At 67.5% G+C, this 20,296-nt stretch carries 19 protein-coding genes; 6 read left to right on the forward strand and 13 right to left on the reverse strand.

Going from position 1 to position 20,296, the window contains the following annotated elements; genetic code table 11:
* Window positions 1-31 precede the first annotated feature (31 nt).
* Both AAFP30_RS03305 and glnA read right to left on the reverse strand, forming a co-directional pair.
* Window positions 32-229, reverse strand: a complete 198-nt coding sequence (locus AAFP30_RS03305; protein ID WP_419228393.1) for a hypothetical protein — start codon at window positions 227-229, stop codon at window positions 32-34.
* A 136-nt stretch (window positions 230-365) separates the two neighbouring features.
* Window positions 366-1,799 (reverse strand): type I glutamate--ammonia ligase, encoded by a 1,434-nt coding sequence (gene glnA, locus AAFP30_RS03310; protein WP_419228394.1) that lies wholly within the window; start codon window positions 1,797-1,799, stop codon window positions 366-368.
* 290 nt (window positions 1,800-2,089) lie between these two features.
* On the opposite strand from glnA, the gene AAFP30_RS03315 reads away from it, so the two are divergent.
* The gene (locus tag AAFP30_RS03315) at window positions 2,090-2,587 is read left to right on the forward strand and encodes an RDD family protein (RefSeq protein WP_419228395.1); all 498 of its coding nucleotides are present in this window, start codon (window positions 2,090-2,092) and stop codon (window positions 2,585-2,587) included.
* Between the two features lie 54 nt (window positions 2,588-2,641).
* Here AAFP30_RS03315 and AAFP30_RS03320 read toward each other — a convergent pair whose 3' ends face one another.
* From AAFP30_RS03320 to AAFP30_RS03330, 3 genes are read right to left on the reverse strand one after another with little or no spacing between them, the layout of a single operon-like run.
* Window positions 2,642-3,388 carry a DUF4191 domain-containing protein gene (locus AAFP30_RS03320; RefSeq protein WP_419228396.1) on the reverse strand — a complete coding sequence of 249 codons (747 nt, stop codon included), beginning with the start codon at window positions 3,386-3,388 and terminating at the stop codon, window positions 2,642-2,644.
* Between the two features lie 38 nt (window positions 3,389-3,426).
* Entirely contained in the window at window positions 3,427-4,119 is a 693-nt protein-coding gene (locus tag AAFP30_RS03325) for a response regulator transcription factor (protein ID WP_419228397.1), read from the reverse strand.
* Entirely contained in the window at window positions 4,116-5,276 is a 1,161-nt protein-coding gene (locus AAFP30_RS03330; RefSeq protein WP_419228398.1) for a sensor histidine kinase, read from the reverse strand. The genes AAFP30_RS03325 and AAFP30_RS03330 overlap by 4 nt, the downstream gene beginning before the upstream one ends.
* Window positions 5,277-5,442: 166 nt before the next feature.
* Here AAFP30_RS03330 and AAFP30_RS03335 point away from each other — a divergent pair, with 166 nt between their 5' ends.
* A complete protein-coding gene (locus AAFP30_RS03335) occupies window positions 5,443-6,048 on the forward strand; it encodes a universal stress protein (protein ID WP_419228399.1) in 606 nt (201 codons plus the stop codon).
* Here the strand turns inward: AAFP30_RS03335 and lipA are convergent.
* The 5 genes from lipA to AAFP30_RS03360 all read right to left on the reverse strand — a co-directional run bounded on the left by lipA (window position 5,982) and on the right by AAFP30_RS03360 (window position 12,058).
* A complete protein-coding gene (gene lipA, locus AAFP30_RS03340; protein WP_419228400.1) occupies window positions 5,982-7,016 on the reverse strand; it encodes a lipoyl synthase in 1,035 nt (344 codons plus the stop codon). The genes AAFP30_RS03335 and lipA overlap by 67 nt on opposite strands.
* Entirely contained in the window at window positions 7,013-7,711 is a 699-nt protein-coding gene (gene lipB / locus AAFP30_RS03345) for a lipoyl(octanoyl) transferase LipB (protein WP_419228401.1), read from the reverse strand. Before lipB ends, lipA begins: the two co-directional genes overlap by 4 nt.
* Window positions 7,704-8,588, reverse strand: a complete 885-nt coding sequence (locus tag AAFP30_RS03350; protein ID WP_419228402.1) for a TIGR01777 family oxidoreductase — start codon at window positions 8,586-8,588, stop codon at window positions 7,704-7,706. The genes lipB and AAFP30_RS03350 overlap by 8 nt, the downstream gene beginning before the upstream one ends.
* A gap of 6 nt (window positions 8,589-8,594) precedes the next feature.
* On the reverse strand, window positions 8,595-10,355 hold the full coding sequence (gene sucB, locus AAFP30_RS03355) for a 2-oxoglutarate dehydrogenase, E2 component, dihydrolipoamide succinyltransferase (protein WP_419228403.1): 1,761 nt from the start codon (window positions 10,353-10,355) through the stop codon (window positions 8,595-8,597).
* Between the two features lie 173 nt (window positions 10,356-10,528).
* On the reverse strand, window positions 10,529-12,058 hold the full coding sequence (locus AAFP30_RS03360) for a leucyl aminopeptidase (protein ID WP_419228404.1): 1,530 nt from the start codon (window positions 12,056-12,058) through the stop codon (window positions 10,529-10,531).
* A gap of 68 nt (window positions 12,059-12,126) precedes the next feature.
* On the opposite strand from AAFP30_RS03360, the gene AAFP30_RS03365 reads away from it, so the two are divergent.
* The 4 genes from AAFP30_RS03365 to AAFP30_RS03380 all read left to right on the forward strand — a co-directional run bounded on the left by AAFP30_RS03365 (window position 12,127) and on the right by AAFP30_RS03380 (window position 16,901).
* Window positions 12,127-12,720 (forward strand): CHAP domain-containing protein, encoded by a 594-nt coding sequence (locus AAFP30_RS03365; protein WP_419228405.1) that lies wholly within the window; start codon window positions 12,127-12,129, stop codon window positions 12,718-12,720.
* 108 nt (window positions 12,721-12,828) lie between these two features.
* Window positions 12,829-13,938 carry a glycine cleavage system aminomethyltransferase GcvT gene (gene gcvT, locus AAFP30_RS03370; RefSeq protein ID WP_419228406.1) on the forward strand — a complete coding sequence of 370 codons (1,110 nt, stop codon included), beginning with the start codon at window positions 12,829-12,831 and terminating at the stop codon, window positions 13,936-13,938.
* Window positions 13,939-13,980: 42 nt separating this feature from the next.
* Window positions 13,981-15,087 (forward strand): branched-chain amino acid aminotransferase, encoded by a 1,107-nt coding sequence (locus AAFP30_RS03375; protein WP_419228407.1) that lies wholly within the window; start codon window positions 13,981-13,983, stop codon window positions 15,085-15,087.
* A 188-nt stretch (window positions 15,088-15,275) separates the two neighbouring features.
* Window positions 15,276-16,901: a DUF222 domain-containing protein gene (locus AAFP30_RS03380; RefSeq protein WP_419228408.1), complete on the forward strand. Its 1,626-nt coding sequence runs from the start codon at window positions 15,276-15,278 to the stop codon at window positions 16,899-16,901.
* 3 nt (window positions 16,902-16,904) lie between these two features.
* Here AAFP30_RS03380 and AAFP30_RS03385 read toward each other — a convergent pair whose 3' ends face one another.
* The 3 genes from AAFP30_RS03385 to AAFP30_RS03395 are packed head-to-tail and all read right to left on the reverse strand — an operon-like array spanning window position 16,905 to window position 20,271.
* Window positions 16,905-17,687, reverse strand: coding sequence for an adenosylcobinamide-GDP ribazoletransferase (locus tag AAFP30_RS03385; RefSeq protein WP_419228409.1), 783 nt, complete (start codon window positions 17,685-17,687; stop codon window positions 16,905-16,907).
* A gap of 13 nt (window positions 17,688-17,700) precedes the next feature.
* Window positions 17,701-19,575: a nicotinate-nucleotide--dimethylbenzimidazole phosphoribosyltransferase gene (gene cobT, locus AAFP30_RS03390; RefSeq protein WP_419228410.1), complete on the reverse strand. Its 1,875-nt coding sequence runs from the start codon at window positions 19,573-19,575 to the stop codon at window positions 17,701-17,703.
* 3 nt (window positions 19,576-19,578) lie between these two features.
* Window positions 19,579-20,271, reverse strand: a complete 693-nt coding sequence (locus tag AAFP30_RS03395; RefSeq protein ID WP_419228411.1) for a DUF3043 domain-containing protein — start codon at window positions 20,269-20,271, stop codon at window positions 19,579-19,581.
* Between the last annotated feature and the right edge of the window lie 25 nt (window positions 20,272-20,296).

Consider the following 20,296-nt stretch of genomic DNA (forward strand, 5'->3'; position numbering starts at 1 on the left):
GTACGGTCACGGGCACAGCGATATTTGGTGACTAGCGGATTTCGACTTTGGTGCCGCGGGCGAGCAGCAGTTCGGTGCGGGTGTCGTCGCTGCTGTTGACGAGTCGGACGACGAACTCGCCGTTCTCGTTGGGGATCGCGGAGTGGACGACGGCCTTCAGGCCGTCGTAACCGATGCGATCGCCGGGGGCGAGGTCTTCGACGAAGCGGGTGCGCAGGGTGGCGGTCATGCTCCCAAAATAAGGCCAACGGGAGTGAAACGGCAGGGTACAAGGGCCTTACGTGATGTCAATCACGTAAAGAAATCGAAAAGAGCGGGCGGGACACGTGGTCCCGGCCGCTCGTCTCGTCGTCCGACGCGGTGGATCAGCAGTCGTAGTAGGGCGAGAGCTCGCAGGGGTGCGGACGGATCTGCACCGGCTCGATCTCGTTCTCCCGCTTGAGCGCGATCCAGGTCTCGATGAGGTCCTCGGTGAACACGCCACCGGCGGTGAGGTACTCGTGATCCTCTTCGAGCTTGTCGATCACGGCCGACAGCGACGTCGGGGCCTGCGGGATGCCCTTGGCCTCCTCCGGCGGGAGCTCGTAGAGGTCCTTGTCGACGGGCTCGTGCGGCTCGATCTTGTTCTTGATGCCGTCGAGACCGGCCATCATCATCGCGGCGAACGCCAGGTACGGGTTGCCCGAGCTGTCCGGGCAGCGGAACTCGAGGCGCTTGGCCTTCGGGTTGTTGCCGGTGATCGGGATACGCACGCAGGCGGACCGGTTGCGCTGGCTGTAGACCAGGTTGATCGGTGCCTCGTAGCCGGGGACCAGACGCTTGTAGGAGTTCACCGTCGGGTTGGTGAATGCCAGCAGCGACGGGGCGTGGTGCAGGATGCCGCCGATGTAGTAGCGCGCCAGATCGGAGAGACCCGCGTAGCCGGCCTCGTCGTGGAACAGCGGCTTGCCCTCCTTCCACAGTGACTGGTGGGCATGCATACCCGACCCGTTGTCACCGAAGAGCGGCTTCGGCATGAAGGTGACCGTCTTGCCGTTCTGGTACGCGGTGTTCTTGATGATGTACTTGAACAGCAGTACGTCGTCGGCCGCGTGGAGCAGGGTGTTGAACTTGTAGTTGATCTCGGCCTGGCCGCCGGTGCCGACCTCGTGGTGACCGCGCTCGAGGGTGAAGCCCGCGTTGGTCAGGTTGGTCGACATCTCGTCGCGCAGGTCCACGTAGTGGTCGTAGGGCGCGACGGGGAAGTAGCCACCCTTGGGGCGGACCTTGTAGCCGAGGTTCGGTGAGCCGTCGGGATCGGTCGGCGAACCGGAGTTCCACCAGCCCGACTCGGACTCGACCTCGTAGAAGGTGCCGTTCATCTGGGAGTCGAAGGACACCGAGTCGAAGATGTAGAACTCGGCCTCGGCGCCGAAGAAGCAGGTGTCGGCGATGCCGGTGGAGGCCAGGTAGTCCTCGGCCTTGCGGGCGACGTTACGCGGGTCGCGGCTGTAGGCCTCCCGGGTGAACGGGTCGTGGACGAAGAAGCTGACGTTCATCGTCTTGGCCTTGCGGAACGGGTCGATCCGCGCGGTCGCCGGGTCGGGCAGCAGCATCATGTCCGACTCGTCGATCGACTGGAAGCCGCGCACCGACGAACCGTCGAACGCGAGACCGTCCTCGAACACCGATTCGTCGAAGGCCGACGCCGGGATCGAGAAGTGCTGCATGACGCCGGGCAGGTCGCAGAAGCGGATGTCGACGTATTCGACGCCCGACGACTTGATGCCCTCGAGAAGTTCTTCGTTACTGCTGTACACCGTCCGGTGACTCCTTCACTTGTTCGGGTGTGCCAGAAACTCTGGCGCGCCTGGAATCCGCCACCGAGAAACAACAGCGGATCTCAGCGAGAACCGTATGGACGTGAGGTTGCCCGCTCGTCAAGCCCGTGTTTCCCCTGTGTTACACGCGGCGCGACGGTCGGTGACAACCTTCGTCCGAAGGAAACGATGCCATGTCCGGCCGGTGCGCACAGGCGCACGGGCCGAAAAGCTGCCTCGAACCGGCGCCTACCATGGAGCGGGTAGTCGATCGAGGTGGAGGTTGTCAGATGGGACGCGCGACGGGGTCGTGGTTGTCAGGACCGCAGATCGGTGGGGGTCCCGAGGGCGCCTACCGCGGCGAGGACCTGGGACTTTCCGAATCCGGACCCGGTTCCATCGCCACCGGCTGGCCGCGGGTGGCCGCGCTGCTGGTCGACTGGCTGCTCGCCGGCGGCGTCACCCTGCTGTTCGTGCGCTTCGGATCGCCGACTCTGGGCACCTGGGTATTGGTCACCTGGTTCATCATCGGGGTGATCTCGGTGACACTCTTCGGCTTCACGCCCGGACAGTTCGCCCTGGGCCTGCGGACGGCCCGCGTCGATTACGGGCCCGACCGCACTGCCGCCGAGATCGCCGGAGAGGTGCCGATCGCCGCGGTCGGCATCGTGCGGACGCTGGCCCGGCAGATTCTGATCGTGTTCATCGTGCCTGCTCTGATGAACGACTACAACAGTCGCGCGCTACACGACCGCGCGACCGGCACGGCCATCATCCGGTCGCGCTAACGTTGAGCAGCCCCGAGGAACGAGGGGCGTGTCGAAACGAGCGGCGGGAGGAGGCTACGCGCCGCGTCGCTTGGCGGTGCGCTGCATGCCGCGAACCTTGGCGTTACCGGGGATGGGACCCTTCGGCATGCCCGGACCCGGCTGGCGACCGCTGATCGCGGCCAGCCGTCCGTCGAGGGTGTCGATGCGCTTGCTGTCGATGTTCGACGGCAGCTTGTTGAGGTGGCGTTCCAGCTTGCTCAGCGGAACCTGGCCGTCCTCGTTGCCGACGATGATCTCGTAGATCGGGGTGTCGCCGACGATCCGGGCGGCCTTCTTCTTCTCCTGCGACAACAGCGACTTGACGCGGGTGGGGGAACCCTCGGCCACCAGGATCACACCCGGCTTGCCGATCACCCGGTGGATGGCGTCGAGGTGTGAGTTGCCGGCGACGGCCTGCTTGACCCGCCACTGACCGCGCATGTTCGACAGCGCCCATCCGGCCGCACCGGGTTGTCCATCGGCCTTGGTGTAGACCGATTTCTGCACGCGTCGGCCGAAGAGGATGAAGGCGGCGAGCAGGCCCAGCACGATGCCGATCGGCAGCAGCATCCAGACCGCACCGAAGATCAGTCCGAGCACCACGAAGACGGCGACGATGACGAGGAACACCCCGACCATGTACGGGATGAGGCGCTTGTCCTCCTTGCGCTGCATCTGGAAGGCCTGCCACAGCTGTTGGCGGCGCTCCTTGGATGCGGCCCTACGGGCCTTCTTCGCTTCGGCCTTCGCCTCTTTGCTTACCGACTGCGCCTTTGCCATTCGTCCAGTCTACGACCCGCCGTCTGGGCAGTGAACGGTTACTCCCGGTCGTAATCGGGCAACACGAGTGAGTGGTCGAAGGCGTAGACGATGGCCGCGGCGCGGTCGCGCAGATCGAGTTTGGTGAAGATGTGGTTGATGTGGCTTTTGACGGTCACCTCGGAGATGGACAGCTCGGTACCGATCTCCGCATTGGTGCGGCCGCGCGCCATGAGGCGGAGTACGTCGGCTTCGCGGTCGGTGAGGTCGGGGGCGGACGACGCGGCGCGGGTGGGGGCGGGATGGCGGTAGCCGTGTAGTACCCGGCCGGTCACCGCGGGATCGAGGAATGCCCCGTCGCGGACGACCGCGCGCACCGCCCAGATCAGCGCCTCGGCCGACGAGTCCTTGAGGATGAACCCGGCCGCACCGGCCCGCAGGACACCGGAGAGCAGCTTGTCGTCGTCGAAGGTGGTCAGCGCGAGCACCGGCGGCGGTTCCCGCAAGGTACGCACCATCGAGGTGGCGGTGATCCCGTCGACGTTGCGCATGCGCAGGTCCATCACCACGATGTCGGGGGCAGTCTCGGCGATCGCCGCGAGCACCTCGGAACCGTCTGAGCACTCGCCGACGATGTCGAAGCCGTCGCGCGGACGCAGGATGCGGCGCAAGCCGGTGCGTATCAGTTCCTGGTCGTCGACGAGGAGAACCCGGATCGGTGCGGCCGTGTCGTCGCGGTCGGCGAGGGTCACGACCCGGCACCGTGCTCGGCGACCATCGAGGTCGGCAGCGTCGCGCGCACGGACCACATGCCGCTCTCGCGGGTCACTTCGAGCCGTCCGCCGAGGGTCTCCGCGCGCTGGATCATCCCGGGGATGCCGCTGCCGTCGCCCGTCGACTCCGCTTCCAGGTCGGCGTACGGATTCTCCACGCGCACCCCGACATCGGCGCCGTCGGCCTCGATGATCACCGAAGCATGCTGTGCGGCGGTGTGTTTGGCGACGTTCGCGAGTGACTCCTGGACGATGCGGTAGAGCGCGGCACCGACCGGGGTGGGTAGTCGGTCGAGACTGCCGGTGACGGCGAAGTCGACGTCGATCCCCGCCCGGCGGTAGTCGTCGATCAGCGCGGGCAGATCGTCGGCGCCCGGGGTCGGGGCATGCGACCCGTCGGTCCCGAGGACCTGCACGATCTGGCGGATCTCGGTCATCGCCCGCCGCCCTTGACGTTCCGCGTCGGACAGTGCCTCGAGTGCCTCGTCGAGGTCACCGCCGGAGGAGAGGGCGTGGCGGGCGCCGGTGACGTTGAGCATCGTGATGGACAGGGAATGCGCGATGACGTCGTGGATCTCGCGGGCGATGCGTCGTCGTTCGTCACTGGCGGCCTGCTCCGCACGCGCCTCGGCGACACGAATCTGATTGTCGGCCAATCGTTTCTGGATCAACACCATGTAGCCGGCGAGCCAGCCGACGGCGATGGCCAGTACATAGGCGGCCGGCGACGCGAGCATCCCGGCACCGGCGAACACCGCGATCACCAACGTCGACAACCCCGCGATCACCAGGCTCACCCGCAGTGAATACATCGCGGCGGCGATCGCGGTGCTCAGCGCCATCATCAGTGGGGCGACGTCGGTCGCCGCCGGCGTCATCAGGAAGCACACCGTCGCCACGATCGTCGGAAATCCGCAGGCGATGGATCGGGGACGGATGAGGTCGAGTGCCAGCGAGGCCAGCGCCCAGGCCAGACCGGCCACCACCCACCACGGATTGGTGAACGGAAACCGTTGCGCGACAGCGACGATGGTGATCGCCAGGCAACCACACAGCATGATGGCCGAGTAGATGGGCGGGTAATCGCCGCCGGCCAGTTGGATCCGGTGACGCAACGTCGCTGCCAGGCTTGTCACCTCTCCACTATATGGCCGTTGACCTCGGATTCATCCGTCCCTCGGTTGACCGCTGTCTCCACCCAGGGGTGGACGCGCACCCCTCCTCCGGCATGGAGATTCCGTGCGCGGTGATCCTTAGCGTCAAAGGTGATCAATCCGAACGGTTTTCGACCAGAGAGGCATCATGATGAACGGTTGCGGTCGAGTTCACTGGGCCGTGGGCGGCGCGGCCGGCGGACGGGCGGTCGGCGGACCAGCATTGGGGCCGGTCGTGGTCGGCTACGACGGCACCGCGGCATCGCTGCGTGCGGTGACCGATGTGGCGACGACCCATCGGTCACGGGACATCGTGCTGGTCACCGCGCTGCGTCGACGACGCCGGGGCGGTCCGCCGGGTGCGTACGGCGATGCGCTGAAGTCCGAGGCCTACCTGCTGACCGCCGCGGCGACCACCGATGAGATGGTGCGGCGCGGTCGCGAGGTGGCCCGCGCCGCCGGTGCCACCTCGGTCGTCTCGCGCACCGGCACGGGTGATGTGCGGGCCGTGCTTGCCGGTGTCACCGCCGACCTCGGCGCGACGACGGTGGTGCTCGGGATGAGCGGCAGGCAACCGGGTGCGCTGGCCCGCGCGCTGCACCGGACGTTGGCGGCCGACGTCGACCTCGTTGTCACCGACGGATTCCGCCACCTGCGGGCCGAGGTGACCCGGCCCGCGCCGCGACCCTACTTGCCGAGTCGGGCGAGCAGGCTCGATGCCTCTTGGCTGGCCGAGCCCTCGTCGGCGAGGTGAGCCATCGCGGGGGAGAGTTCGCGGCCGTGGCGGGCCATGGCCTGGGCGTAGAGCCGGCCAGCGCGGTAGGAGGAGCGGACCAGCGGTCCGGCCATCACGCCGGCGAAGCCCATCTCGGTGGCGAAGTCGGAGTGGTCGACGAACTCCCAGGGCTTGACCCAGCGCTCCACCGGATGGTGCCGCGGTGAGGGCCGCAGGTACTGGGTGATGGTGAGGATGTCGCAGCCCGCCTCGTGCAGGTCGACGATCGCCGACTGCACTTCCTCGGGGGTCTCACCCATACCCAGGATCAGGTTCGACTTGGTGACCAGGCCGAAGTCGCGAGCCTGGGTGATGACGTCGAGGGATCGCTCGTACCGGAAGGCCGGGCGGATGCGCTTGAAGATGCGCGGCACGGTCTCCAGGTTGTGCGCGAGCACCTCGGGGCGGGCGTCGAACACCTCGGCCAGCAGATCCGGTTTGGCGTGGAAGTCCGGGATGAGGTTCTCCACGCCGGTGCCCGGGTTGAGCTGGTGGATGGCGCGGACGGTCTCGGCGTAGAGCCAGGCACCCTCGTCGGGCAGATCGTCGCGGGCCACACCGGTGATCGTCGAGTAGCGCAGGCCCATCGCCTGGACGCTCTCGGCGACGCGGCGGGGTTCGTCGCGGTCGAGTTCGGCGGGTTTGCCGGTGTCGATCTGGCAGAAGTCGCAGCGTCGGGTGCACTGCTCGCCGCCGATGAGGAAGGTGGCCTCACGGTCTTCCCAGCATTCGTAGATGTTCGGGCAGCCGGCTTCCTCGCACACCGTGTGCAGGCCCTCGCGCTTCACCAGACCCTTGAGCTCGGTGTACTCCGGGCCCATCGTCGCGCGGGTCTTGATCCACCCCGGCTTGCGTTCGATCGGGGTCTGCGCGTTGCGCACCTCGAGGCGCAGCAGTTTGCGGCCGTCAGGTGCGGTGGAGTTATCGGTGGAGGGTGAGGCTGTCACTGTGTGGATCCTACGCTTGCGGTGGGACGCGCATCGGGTGCGCGATGGGGGCTGTCGAGGGCCGACGCGACGGCGTCGGCGACGGGATCGAAGAGTTCGTCGACGGTGAGCGAGCGGCCGAGTTCGCGGCTCAGTGAGGTCACGCCGGCGTCGGCGATGCCGCACGGCACGATGGCCTCGAATGCGGACATGTCCGGATCGATGTTGAGAGCGAAGCCGTGCAGGGCGACGCCGCGGGCGACGCGGATGCCGATCTGGCCGAGCTTGCGGGCGCCGTTGTCGACCCAGACACCGGACCGGCCGTCGACCCGTTCGGTCGATACGCCGACGGCGGCGCTGACGTTGATGAGCGCCTCTTCCAAACGCCGCACGTACTCGACGACGTCAAGCGGTTCGGCCAGCTTGATGATCGGATAGCCGACCATCTGGCCGGGGCCGTGCCAGGTGATCCGTCCGCCGCGGTCGACGTCGATGACCAGCGAGCCGTTCGTCGGCCGGTCGGCGTCCTCGGTGCGTTTGCCCGCGGTGTAGGTCGACGGATGTTCGAGGAGCAGCAGCACGTCGTGGTCGAGGACGCCGTCGGCGCGATCGGTGGCCAGTTGGTGCTGCAGTTCGTAGGTGGGGAGGTAGTCGACGACGCCGAGTCGCCGGACCTCGATGGGCGCACTGGACGCCCGCAGAGATTGTTCACGCATTGAGATAGTCCAAAGCATCGTTGATCGACTGATGGTCGAAGGTGAATCCGTGTTCGGTCAGCACCTTGGGTGCAACGCGCTGACTGAACAGAATCATTTCCTCGGCCATCTCGCCGCCGAGCGTCTTGGCGATCACACCCGGCACCGACATGATCGTCGGGCGGTGCATGGAACGACCGAGGGCACTCGCGAACTCGCCGAACGGCAGTGCGCCTGGTGACGAGAGGTTCACCGGTCCACTGATGTCCGACTCCAACAGGTAGGCGATCGCCCGCACTTCATCGGGCAGGGTGATCCAGGAAAAGAACTGCTTGCCGTCGCCGATCGAGCCGCCGAGGCCGGTCCAGAAAACCGGTCGCAGCTTGGCCAGCAGGCCGCCCTTGCGGGACAGGACGGGTGCCGTTCGCAACAGCACCACGCGGGTGTCGGCACGGGCATTCTCGGTGGCAGTCTGCTCCCAGTCGGTGACCAGCCCCGCCAGGAAACCCCCGCCGGCCGAATCGGATTCGGTCGCGGCGTGGGTTCCGGTGTCTCCGTAGAAGCCGGTGGCGCTGGCACTGAGGAATGCGGGCACACCCGCGGCGGCGACCGCCTCGGCGAGCACCTCCGTCGGGGTGATCCGGGAATCCCGCAGTTCCTGCTTGAACCGTCCGGTCCACCGCTGGTTGCCGACACCGACCCCGCCGAGTGAGACCACCGCGTCGACGCCCTCGAGCGCTTCGTCGGGAACACCGAAAGTCTCCGGGTCCCAACTGAACTCGTCATCCGAGAGGGCCTCGCGACGCACCAGGCGGGCGACGTCGTGCCCGGCCCCGCGCAGGGCGGGGACCAGGGCCGAGCCGATCAGTCCCTGCGAGCCGGCGACGACAACCCGCATTACGTCCTAGAGTCCCAGTTCGGCGGCGAACTCGCCGGCTTCGAGGCGCTTCTTGATGGTGGTCAGGAAGCGGCCCGCGTCGGCGCCGTCGATGAGTCGGTGATCGTAGGTGAGCGGCAGGAACGACATCGAGCGCACCGCGATCGACTCCGAACCGTCGGCGCCGGTGATGACCACCGGACGCTTGACGATCGCACCGGTGCCCAGCATCGCCGCCTGCGGCGGCACCAGGATCGGGGTGTCGAACAGCGCGCCCTGGCTACCGATGTTGGTGATGGTGAACGTGCCACCGGCCAGCTCGTCGGGCTTGAGGCCGCCGACGCCCTTGCGGGCGCGGGCCGCGATGTCGGCGATCGCGCGGGACAGCCCGGCGATCGACAGATCGTCGGCGTTGTGGATCACCGGCGACAGCAGACCCTGCTCGGTGTCGACGGCGAAACCGAGATTCACCTTGTCGTAGTAGGTGATCTCCTTCTTGTCCTCGTCGATCGACGCGTTGACGTTCGGGTGCAGCTTCAGCGCCTCGACGACAGCCTTCGCGATGAACGGCAGGAAGGTCAGGTTGACGCCCTCGGAGGCCTTGAACTGCTCCTTGGCCGCCTTGCGCAGCGTCACGATCTTGGTCATGTCGACCTCGAACACCTGGGTGAGCTGTGCACTGGACTGCAGCGACTCGCGGGTCTTCTTCGCGGTGATCTGCCGGATACGGTTGATCTTCTGCGTGGTGCCGCGCAGCTCCGCCAGTTCCGGTTTGACCTCGGGTGACGACGACGCTGCAGCGGGGGCAGCCGCGGCCGGTGCCGATGCCGCGGGAGCTGCCGGTGCCTTGGCGGACTCGGCTGCCGCGAGCACATCCTGCTTGCGGATGCGGCCGCCGACGCCGGTGCCCTTGATCGAGTTCAGATCGATGTTGTTCTCCGCGGCCAGCTTTCGGACCAGCGGGGTCACATACGGGGTCGACTCGACGGTGTCCGGCTCGGACTTGGTGACAGCGACCTCGGTCTTGGCCGGCTCTTCCTTCTTCGGCTCTTCCTTCTTGGGGGCCGGCTTGGACTCTTCCTTCTTCGGTTCCGGCTTCGCCTCTTCCTTGGCGGGCTCCGGCTCCGGTTCGGGTTCCGGCTCCTTCTTCGCCGGTGCCGCAGACGCGTCACCGATCACGGCCAGCTTGCCGCCGACCTCGACGACGTCGTCTTCCTGCGCGACGATCTCGAGCAGGGTGCCGGCGGCCGGCGACGGGATCTCGGTGTCGACCTTGTCGGTGGAGACCTCGAGCAGCGGCTCGTCGGCGGCGACCTCATCGCCGACCTGCTTGAGCCAGTTGGTGACCGTGCCCTCGGTGACCGACTCGCCGAGTTCCGGCATGACGACATCGGTGCCCTCTGCGGAGCTGCCACCGGAGGTGGACTCGGCCGACGGCTTCTTCGCGGGCTCTTCGGTGTCGGTCGAGGGCTCCTCGGCGGGCTCTTCCTCGGCTTCGGCTTCAGCTTCGGCGGGCTCGTCTTCGTCGTCGGAGGAATCGGCCGCTTCGCCTTCCTCACCGATGAGCGCCAGCTCTCCGCCGACCTCCACCACATCGTCTTCGGCGGCGATGATCTTCGTCAGCACACCGGAAGTGGGAGCGGGGATTTCCGTGTCGACCTTGTCGGTGGACACCTCCAGCAAGGGCTCGTCGGCCTCGACGGTGTCGCCCTCCTCCTTCAGCCACCGGGTGACTGTTCCTTCGGTGACGCTTTCACCCAAGGCGGGCATCTGGACGGAGAAGGCCATCGTTATTGACTCCTGAACTCGACGTGTGGTCAGTGGGGCTGTGCGCCTTTGGTGTGTGCGCCGCGGGTGCACGGACGGGGTAGCGGGGGTGAGCTGACCGTCCTCGGATAACCCTACCCGGGCACGTCACGCTGGATGTGGCGTGTGTCGAACTCGACTCCGCGGCGTCGGACTCAGCCGTTGTCGGCGATATCCTCGAGCACCCGCGCGATGGTGCGCACCGGCACGCCCGTACCGCCCTTGGGTGTGTAACCCCAGGCGCCGCCGGTGTTGAAGGCCGGTCCGGCGATGTCGATGTGCACCCAGCCGACAGACTCCGGCACGAATTCCTTGAGGAACAGTCCGGCCGAGAGCATGCCGCCGTTGCGGTGGTTGGTCACGTTCGCCAGATCGGCGACCCGGGATTTGAGATCGCCACGCAGTTCGGCGGGCAACGGCATCGCCCAGGCGTTCTCGCCGACCTCCGCCGACAGGGCGGCCACCCGGTCACGGAACTCGTCGGTACCCATCACGCCGGGGGTGCGGGCGCCGAGCGCGACCATCTGCGCACCGGTCAGGGTGGCGGTGTCGATGAGGTAGTCGGGCTCGTCCTCGCCGGCCCGCACGATGGCGTCGGCCAGGATGAGGCGGCCTTCGGCGTCGGTGTTGAGGACCTCGACGGTGGTGCCGCCGTACTGGGTGAGCACGTCGCCGGGGCGCTGCGCGGTGCCCGACGGCATGTTCTCGGCCATCGGCACGGTCGCGATGACGGTGACGTCGAGATCGAGCCGGGCCGCCAGGATGACTGCGGCGATGACCGCGGCCGCGCCGCCCATGTCGGAGGTCATGTGGTCCATGTTGGCGGCGGGCTTGATGGAGATGCCGCCGGTGTCGAAGGTGATGCCCTTGCCGACGAGTGCCACCTTCTTGGCGCCCTTCTTGCCCTGATGCGTCAGGCGGACCAGGCGCGGCAGACGCGATGAGCCCTTGCCGACGCCGATGATGCCGCCATAGCCGCCCTTCTCGAGGGCCTTGTCGTCGAGCACCTCGACACCGAGGCCCGCCGCGCTGCCCAAGTAGCGGGCGCGCTCGGCGAACTCCTCCGGGTAGAGGTGGCTCGGCGGGGTGTTGACGAAGTCGCGGGCGATCGCCACCGAGTCGGCCACCGCCACCGCATGGGCGAGTTCGGCCTTGGCGTCGCGGCCCTTGTCCTCGACGAGCAGCGTGATCGTCGTCGGCAGTGACTTCTTCGGCGCGGTCTTGTCTGTGCGGAACGTGTCGAACCGGTAGGCCCCCAGAAAGAATCCCTCGGCGGCCGCACCGAGGTTCACCGCTGAGAGTGTCGTGGCGGCTTGGGTGATGCCCTCGAGTTCGCGGGCGGCGATTCCGGCGGCCTGGCGGATCTTGTCGGCGTTGTCGAGATCGTCGGCGCTGCCGAGACCGACGGCGACGACCAGATCGACAGTCAGGCCTGCGGGTGCGGGGAGGCGGGTGATCTCGCCGTGCGAGCCGGACGCACCGAGTGCGCGGACGGCGGCGGCGATGGCCTCGGCCTGCGCGTCGTCGAGGATGCCGTCGGTGATGGAGAGCGTGGGTTCGGCGCCGTCCTCACTTTTGTCGGGCGCGATCAATCCGATCACCAGAGCCGTGTCGGCCTTGTCGAGAGTAGTTGCCAGCTGCAGTTCGGGACCGCGCACGCGGTCCGCGTTCTCGTTCTTGGTCACGGCACAACTGTAGTCACAGTGAATGACATTCGGATCGGGCTTGGGATGGCGGTCGTAGGGTCGGCGATGTGCGGACGAGGCGGCTCGGTGTGGCCGGGGTTGTGGTTGCGGTGGTTGTTGTTGCGGCTCTTGCCCTGTGGTGGCCGCACGGCGAGTCCGGCTCGGTGATCGAGCGGGCGACGGGCACGGGCGCCGCGGCGCGTCCCGAGTTCCCCGGAATCGATCCGGCACTCGTCCCGGTCCGTGCGCGCATCCTGGCCGTCGCTCGCGACGAGTACCTGCGCAACCCGCCCGGCACGGCGTTCTCCGAGGGTGAGGAGCAGCCGTGGTGCGCCGATTTCGTCAGTTCGACGATGCGCGCGGCCGGGGTGCCGCTGTCGAATCCGAACTCCGGGTCGTGGCGGATTCCAGGGGTCGCGACATTGACTGACTACTACCAGTCTACCGGCCGGTTGCGTTCCGCTGAACGTTCGCCTCAGCCGGGCGATGTAGTGCTCTATGACGTGCCGAGTCCGCTGGGGCAGCACACGAATCTTGTTGTCGCGCGGCGTGGGGATGAGGTGATCACCGTGGGCGGCAACGAACGACAAGGCGTGACGTTGCGGACGTATCGGGTGGGTGGCGAGGCTGGGATTCAGGGTTATGGGGTGCCTGCCGCCTGAGCCCGGTTCTGGCCGCAGTAGCCGACTGTGGCCTGGAGCTGCGGGTGCGGCCAGAACCTAAAGGTGCGGCCAGAGGCGATGTCGGTGCCCTTCGGTAACCTGCAGCGCATGACTGAACTGCTCGCCGGTCCCATCGCCGATCGCCACGAAGCGCTCGGCGCCACCTTCGCCGAGTTCGGCGGCTGGAACATGCCGGTGTCGTATGCCGGCACGGTCGCCGAACACACCGCGGTGCGCGAGGCGGCCGGGATCTTCGACGTCAGCCACCTCGGCAAGGCGCTGGTCGCCGGGCCGGGTGCCGCCGAGTTCATCAACCGCACCCTGACCAACGACCTGGGCAAGATCGCCGTCGGCAAAGCGCAGTACACGTTGTGCTGCAACGACTCCGGGGGCGTGGTCGACGACCTGATCGCCTACTTGGTGAGCGACGACGAGGTCTTCCTGGTGCCCAACGCCGCCAACACGGCCGCCGTTGTCGCACAGCTGTCGGCGGTGGCGCCCGACGGTGTGACCATCACCGATCAGCACCGTGAGTACGGGGTGTTCGCGGTGCAAGGGCCGAAGGCTCCGGAGGTGTTGGGCGGCTTGGGATTACCGATCGACATGGAATACATGGCGTTCGCCGATGCCGAGCTGGCCACCGCGGACGGGCCGAAGCCGGTCCGAGTCTGCCGCACCGGGTACACCGGTGAGCGCGGCTACGAGCTGCTGCCGCGGTGGGCCGACGCGGGCCCGGTGTTCGACACGCTGCTCGCCGCGGTCACCGAGCACGGCGGCCAGCCCGCAGGCCTGGGTGCCCGAGACACCCTGCGCACCGAGATGGGCTACGCGCTGCACGGCCACGAACTGAGCACCGAGATCACCCCGGTACAGGCGCGGGTCGGCTGGGCCGTCGGGTGGAAGAAGCCCGAGTTCTTCGGGCGCGACGCCTTGACCGCGGAGAAGGCGGCCGGGCCTTCGCGACGGCTCTATGCGCTGAAGGCGAAGGGCCGCGGCGTGCTGCGGGCCGACTGTGCGGTGCTGGCCGAGTCGGGCGGCGCCCCCATCGGCCGCTGCACCTCGGGCACGTTTTCGCCCACGCTCAAGCAGGGCATCGCGCTTGCGCTGCTCGACACCGCGGCGGACCCGCAGGTGGGTGGCGAGGTCGTCGTCGACGTGCGTGGCCGTGAGCTGCCGTGCGAGATCGTGGCGCTGCCGTTCGTGGAGTCGCACGTCTGACCGGGTCGGAAATCGTTTGCCGCGCGGCGGTACGATTGCCCAATGACCTTGCAGTTCACGCGTACCGAACATCCCCACCCGGTGTCCGAGAGCCGTCGGGCCGAGATTCTCGCGGCCCCCGGATTCGGCAAGTTTTTCACCGACAACATGGTGATGGTCGACTACGACGTAGACCGCGGCTGGCACAACGCGCAGGTTCGCCCCTACGGTCCGATCGCGCTCGATCCGTCGGCGATGGTCCTGCACTACGGGCAAGAAGTGTTCGAGGGGCTCAAGGCCTACCGTCAGCCCGACGGGTCGATCGCCGCGTTCCGTCCCGAGGCCAACGCACTGCGGCTGCAGCGTTCCGCGGAACGTCTCGCGATGGCGCCGTTCCCCGTCGAGGATTTTCTCGGCTCGCTGCGGGCGCTGCTCGAGGCCGACAACGAATGGGTGCCGGCAGCCGGCGGTGAAGAGGCTCTCTACCTGCGTCCGTTCATGTTCGCCTCGCAGGCCGGACTCGGCGTCAACGCACCGTCGAACTCCTATATCTACGCACTGATCGCCTCGCCGGCCGGCGCCTACTTCTCGGGCGGCATCAAACCGGTCAGCGTGTGGCTCTCGACCGAGTACGTGCGCGCCGCTCCCGGCGGCACCGGTTTCGCCAAGTGCGGCGGCAACTACGCCGCGGCGTTCCTTGCCCAGCAGCAGGCCGTGGAGAACGGCTGCGACCAGGTGGTGTGGCTTGACGCCATCGAACGCCGCTACATCGAGGAGATGGGTGGCATGAACATGTTCTTCGTGTTCGGCTCCGGCTCCGACGCGCGCCTGGTGACCCCGGAACTGTCCGGGTCGTTGCTGCCCGGCATCACTCGGGAATCGTTGCTGCAGCTGGCCACCGACGCAGGCTTCGCCGTCGAGGAGCGTCGGATCAGCACCGAGGAACTCCGCAAGGGTGTCGCTTCGGGCGACATCAGCGAGGTGTTCGCGTGCGGGACCGCCGCGGTCATCACCCCGGTCGGCCGGGTCAAGGGCGACCATGAGGACTACGTCATCGGCGACGGCACCACCGGCGAGGTCACGCAGGCGCTGCGTGACACGCTCACCGGCATCCAGCGCGGCACCTTCGCCGACACGCACGGCTGGATGACCGAGCTCTACCGGCGCTGACGCCGCCTCTCACATAGCAAGGACACAGGCCCCGCCACCCGAGAGAATTCGGGTGGCGGGGCGTTTTGTTCGGCCCTGGGCGGCGGCGACGGAAGTTGTCGGTGGGCGGTCGTATGGTGTTGTCAGCAGGAAGTCGAAGTAGACGAAGGGTCGCGACCGCCCGAGGTACGGGGGTCGCACAGAGATGAATGTGGGTGTCCTGCAGCCGTGTCCGCATCTCTGGAAGGTCTGTCGTGTCTGCGTCTGCTGGGTCGTCACCTGATGCGCCGTTGTGGCGCGGGTTGCCGGCTGAGTATGTCGGCGGTGTGGAGGTCGCCAGGCCCGCAGACTCCTCGATCAATCAGCTGCTGCTGGGCATGGTCGAGATGGACCACGGCGAGTCGTACCTCGCCTACGCCCGATATCGGTCCGCTGCGGTCATCTTTGACGAACTCGTCGCGGGTCGTTCCGACACCGATGGCTTCGTCGTCGACGGCTTCGCCGATGCGGCGACCAGGATCGCGCAGGTGCGCACGATCACCCGCCACCAGGCCGAAGTCCTGCTCAATGAGGCGACCGCTCTGCGTGACCGGTTACCCCGGGTGTTCGAATGCCTCGGCGATGGGGTGATCACTCAACGCCAGGCCCAGCAGATCATCGTCGATACCGAATTGGTCGACGGTCAGCCGTATGCGCCCGAGGTGGACGCCGAGATCGCCAAGCGGCTGCGCTCGGGAGCGTATTCGGCGAAGCGCTTGCGCGACATGGTCGATCGGATCATCTTCCGCAAAGACCCCGACGCGGTGCGCGAACGCCGCAAGGATGCGATGGACAAGCGTGGCGTCTGGGTCGAGAACAACCGTGACGGAACCGCCGAACTCACTGCGGTGATGTCGGCGGAGAACGCCCGGATTGCATACGCAACCCTGGAAGCGACCGCGGCCGCGCGGGTGTGCGACCACGACGGCCGGACCAAGCCGCAACGCGAATCGGACCTGGAGTTCGCGCTATTGACCGGCAGCGAGTTCGCCTGCGAATGCGGACGTGACGACTGTTCGGTCACCGCGTTGACTCTCGACGATTCGGCCGAGCATGCACCGTCCACCGAGTTGGTGCCGGTCGCGCCGAAGGTCGTCATCCACGTCGTCTGCGACGAGGCCACCCTCGAGAGCCGGACCGACAACCCGGGCTTCATGGACGGGCATGGGGTGATCGATGCCGAGCATGTGCGCGAACTCGCCGCTCGCCCCAACGCACGGGTCGCGCCGCTGATCCCGCCAGGGACGCCGATGAACGCGGACGGCAGTTTCACCCTGCCCGGGTCACTGCCATCGGACCCGTACCGGCCGACCACCTCGCTCGACGCCTTCATCCGCATTCGCCACGGCTACTGCAGCGAACCCGGCTGCACCAAGAGCGCCTGGGAATGCGATGGCGAGCATGTCGACGAATTCGACCACGTCGATCCCGCTGCGGGTGGGCAGACGACCTCAGAGAACATGAATCCGAAGTGCCGGCCGTGGCACCTGCTGAAAACCTTTGGGGAATGGCTGGATTCGCAGTGGCGTGACGACGACGGGCGGCTTCGCACCGAGACGGTGACTCCCGAGGGTTTGGTGATCTCGGGTGAGGCCGAGACCATGGAAGAACTCTTCCCCGGACTCCGTCGTATCCGCTACACCGCACCGCCGCAGGCGCCGCCGACCGACGACCACAGACAACCTGAACGCCCGACACGCACTCGCAGTCGGACGGCGAACAAACATGCCCGCAGGAGGGCAGAAAGGAATCGCAACCACAGACGACTCAACGACGGACCCGAGGCGCCCTTCTGACGATCAGAGCAGCAGTCCGACGACGGCTATCGCGGTGCCGAGTTCGATTGCCGCGCCCAAAGAATCGCCGGTGACACCACCGGCGCGGCGCGCGCAGTGCTTGGTGAACCCCCAGGTGATGCCGAGGACGACCACAACGACGACGAGTGACTGGATCGCGACGTGGGTGTCGAAGGCGGTTGTGCCGGAAAAGAATCCGGTGGCGAACGCGCCGAGTGCGGCAAGGGTTGCCCACACCGCGATGGACACCCGCTGGGTGTTGGCGACCAGTGCGCCGAACCCGGTCGGATGGGCGGGGGGTAGTCCGCGCCGTGCACCGATCACCGCACCGAGTCGGCCGAGCGCGACGACGAAAACGAGGTCGTACCACCGATGTTGATCGGTCAGCGCACCGAATCCGAGTGCCTGCACGAGCATCACCGCGACCAGGGTGGCGACCCCGAACGGGCCGACGGTACCGCTGCGCATCACCTCGGCGACCCGCTCCGGCGGGCCGTAGCAGCCGAGGCCGTCGGCGGTGTCGGCGAGGCCGTCGAGATGCATGCCCCGGGTGGCGATCGCGAGAACGGTCACCAGCAGGACGCCAATCAACGCGGTCGGCAGATCCGTGTGATCGAGGCCGAAGGCGATTGCCGCGCAGAGTATTCCGAGCAGCATGCCGACGACGGGGGTGGCGCTGATCGCGGCGCCGCCTGCGATTCGGTCCATCGCGATCCGAGGCTGCGGCACCGGGAACACGGTCAGCCAGCTGACCGCGACATGGGCTGCCCGGATCGGATGCGGCATCGCTCGACGCGGGTCAGACGCCGGTGGGCGCGGGTGCTGCCACGTCGTCGCGGTCGCTGACGCCGGCTTCGTCGAAGGTTGCCATCGACGACAGGATGTCGATCGACGACGCCACGATCGGCAGGGCGGTGAGCGCGCCGCTGCCCTCGCCGAGACGCATCGACATCTCGACCAGCGGTGTCAGGTCGAGATGTTCGAGGGAGATCGTGTGCGCGGGTTCCTCGGATCGGTGGCCGGCGATCCACCAGCGCACTGCGCCGGGCGCGAGTTCGTCGGCGACGAGTGCCGCGGCAGTGACGACCACGCCGTCGAGGATCACCGGGGTCTTACGCACCGCCGCTTGCGCAAGGAATCCGGCCATCGCGGTGAGGTCGGCGCCGCCGACGGTGGCCAGCAGCGCGAGCGGATCGTGACGATGGCGTTTGGCGCGACGCATACCGTCACGGATGGCGGCCGTCTTCCGGATCCAGCCGGCGTCGTCGATGCCGGTTCCGCGGCCGACGATCTCCACCGGTTCGCGACGAGTGATGGTGCCGACCAGCACGGTCGCCGGCGTGGTGTTGCCGATGCCCATATCGCCGACGATCAGTAGGTCGGCGCCGCCGTCGACGAGGTTGTCGGCGATCGCCCGACCGGCCGCAAGTGCTTGTCGCGCTTCGTCGATCGTCAGCGCATCGGTGAATCGGAGATCACCGCTGCTGCGCCGCACCTTGTAGCCCGAGACCTCCGGGCTGGTCTCGGCGTCGACGGACATGTCGTAGACGCGGACCGTCGCACCCGACCGCCGGGCCAGCACATTGACCGCGGCGCCACCCGCGGAGATGTTGGCCACCATCTGTGCGGTGACCTCGGGCGGGAACGCCGACACACCGCCCTGCGCAACGCCGTGATCGCCGGCGAACACCGCCACTGTCGGCTGAGTGAATTGTCGTGGGGGACAGGTTCCCTGACAGGCGGCCAGCCAGATGCCGATCTCTTCCAGGCGTCCCAGCGAGCCCGGGGGTTTGGTGAGGGTCGCGTGCCGCTCACGGGCGGCGGACTCGGCAACCAGATCGGGACCCTCGATCAGGCCGAACACCTCGGCTGCTGTCGCATCGGGGGTGGTTGCTGTGGGCGCGGAAGTGGTTGCTGTGGGCGCAGAAGTGGTTGCTGTCGCGGCGGGGGTGGTTGCTGTGGGCGCAGAAGTAGTTGCTGTGGGCGCAGAAGTAGTTGCTGTGGGCGCGGAAGTGGTTGCTGTGGGCGAGATTTTGGTTGCTGTGGGCGGGGAAGAGGTTGCTGTGGGGGTGATGCTGGGGGCTTTGGGGGCTTTGGGGGCTGTCGGCGTAGGAGTGGTTGCGGTGGGGGCTGATTGGGGGAGCTCGAGGACTCGGCCGGCGACAACCAGCACCACCCGGTCGCACGCGGCGGCGACCGCTTCGTTCAGGGCGCCGAGTTCGTCCTGGAAGCGGCGGCCGGCGGGGGTCGGGGGCACCACCGACAGTCCGACCTCGGGGCTGATGAGCACCAGATCGCCGTCGAAAGCGGTGATCGCCGCGCAGATCTCGTCGCGGGCGGCGCTCAGGTCGACGTGCTCGGCGGTCCAGCCACCGGTGGCGTCGAGGTGGGCGGCCAGCCAGTTGCCGAGGTCGTCGACGAGGGTGGGGGTCTCCCGGTCGTCGCGCAGCGTGCCTGCAAGGTCGGTGGATTCGACCGTCGTGTACCGATCGCCACGACGGGAGCGGTGCGCGGCTACCCGCGCCACCCACTCAGTGTCCGACGAGGTGGTCGGCCCGGTCGCGACGTAGCGGACGAGCGCGGCGTCGGCGAGCAACGATTCGCCGTACGACGACTTGCCCGATCGCACCCCACCGAGCACGAGCGTGCGGGTGGTGTTCCCCCCTGACACCACCGATCAGACCTCGTCGCCCGGTGACACCGAAGGCTTGGGGGCACGCATCCGACGGAGCTGCATGGCGCGAGTGAACGAGTACCAGCCGAGGCGGAAGCCCGTCTCGGACGGATCGACATCGGGATAGCGCTCGCGCACCCGGCGGTTGACGATGCGGCCCAGGATGTACGAGTCGATCGCCATGCAGAGCACGAACGCGAGCAGCACGAAGTTTGCGTAGATCGCGATCGACGGTACGAACATCACGACGATGAGCAGGATCGCGAACGGCATGAACAGTCCGGCGAAGTTGCGCCGGGAGTCGACGATGTCGCGGGCGAATCGCTTGACCTTGCCCTTGTCGCGCGCCGGCAGATACTTCTCGTCGCCGGCCATCATCCGCTCGCGCTGCTCCATGCGCTGCGATCGACGCTCGTCGGAGGCCTGACGCTTCTCCTCTTTCGTCATCGAGGTCTTGAGGTCTTTCTTGCGCGCCCGGGCCTCGGAACGTGTCGTCGGGGGCGGCGCGACCGGGCCGCGCTTGCGTCCCTGGGCCTCGCGGCGACTCGGCGTCGCACGCCCCTTGCCCGGGGTGTAGGCGCTGCCCTTGGAATCGCCGTCGGTGCTGGTCGAGGTGACGTCCTCGACGGTGTCGGACACCGCGTCGTCAGCGGCCTCTGCGGCCGAATCGTCGTTGGACTTCCATGGCAACTTCACACAATTGAGCGTAGGCCATGGTGCT

It is taken from the genome of Gordonia sp. CPCC 205515, assembly GCF_048537925.1.
Classification (GTDB): Bacteria; Actinomycetota; Actinomycetes; order Mycobacteriales; family Mycobacteriaceae; genus Gordonia.